Here is a 1,309-nt window from a genome sequence, read left to right as displayed (position 1 = left end):
GCGGCGCAACTTTGGGCGTTTCGGCTGGTGATACGGGTGCAGCCCTTGTAGTGGTTCTCGGGTCCGCCAAGACTCGTGTTCCTCCACAAGGGCTGCAGTGTCCGATTCTGTCATTACGCATGCCCCCGGCGTGTTCGCCGTGGGGCACCTGGGCGAGTTGACCCAGGTTGTTCCGTTCCATCTCGTCGACGAGGCACTCGCATCCGCGGGTGGTCTGCAACAGCGGGTGCGGCGGCTGCCGTCGCGGGTGGTGGTCTACCTCCTGCTCGCAGGCGCGCTGTTCACCGGCCTGGGCTGGACCGGGATCTGGTCCCGGCTGACCGCCTCACTGCCCGCGCCGCTGCCCGTACCGGCGGGTTCATCGATCACGGCCGCGATGCGACGGGTCGGCCCCAAACCGTTGAAAGCACTCTTCGACCTGGTCAAAGGCCCCGCAGCGGTGACTGCGACACAGATGACACGGTTCGCGGGCAGACTGGTGGTCGCGATCGACGGCACCCAGATCGCCCTGCCGGACACACCCGCGAACCTCCTGGCATTCCCCAAGGCGAAGGCAGGACAGAACGGGCCGGCCGGATACCCGATGCTGCGTCTGGTCACGCTGGTGGCCTGCGGGACCCGAACCCTCCTGGACGCCGTCTTCGGCACCGACGCGACCGGCGAACTGACCTACGCCCGCGACCTGGCCACCACCGCGGGCACGACCGGAGCGCTACGGCCCGGAACGCTACTGCTGGGCGACCGGAACTTCTCCGCCACCGCCTTCGTGAGCACGGTCGCCTCCACCGGCGCGGACTTCCTCATCCGCGCCAAGACCCACACCACAGCGCTCAAGCTGCCGATCCGTCGCCGGCTGCCCGACGGCACGTTCCTGTCCCGCATAGGGGAAGTCACCGTCCGCGTCATCGAGGCCACCATCACTCTCACCCCCACCGACAGCACCGGCAAGCGCCCCGTCACCCATGGCACCTACCGGCTCGTCACCAGCCTGCTCGATCCGGACGAGGCACCCGCCACCGCACTGGTCAGGCTCTACCGCGAACGCTGGGAAATCGAGACCAGCTACTGCGAGCTGAAATCGACCATCCTCGATGGCAGAGTCCTGCGCGGACGCTACCCGGCAGCCGTCACCCAGGAGACCTGGGCACTCCTGGTCGCCTACCAGGCACTACGCACCGCGATGAGCGACGCTGTCCTGCACCGGCCCGACATCGACCCCGACCGCGCCGCATTCACCATCGCGCTGAACACGGCACGTGACCAGATCATCCGTGCGGCCGGCATCATCGCCCACACCCGGATCGACCTC

1 protein-coding gene is annotated in these 1,309 nt (G+C 68.0%); it reads left to right on the top strand.

The genetic code is table 11. The annotated features are described in order from the left end of the window. Positions 1–97: 97 nt before the first annotated feature. Positions 98–1,309, top strand: a 1,212-nt coding sequence (locus IG90_RS41065; RefSeq protein WP_033895095.1) for an IS4 family transposase, incomplete at its 3' end; no start/stop codon positions are given.

The sequence above is a fragment of the Streptomyces anulatus genome (genome assembly GCF_000721175.1).
In the GTDB taxonomy this organism is placed as follows: Bacteria; Actinomycetota; Actinomycetes; order Streptomycetales; family Streptomycetaceae; genus Streptomyces; species Streptomyces anulatus_C.
Note: the sequence above shows the minus strand (reverse complement) of the source record. Positions and strands in the feature narration are given on the sequence as shown.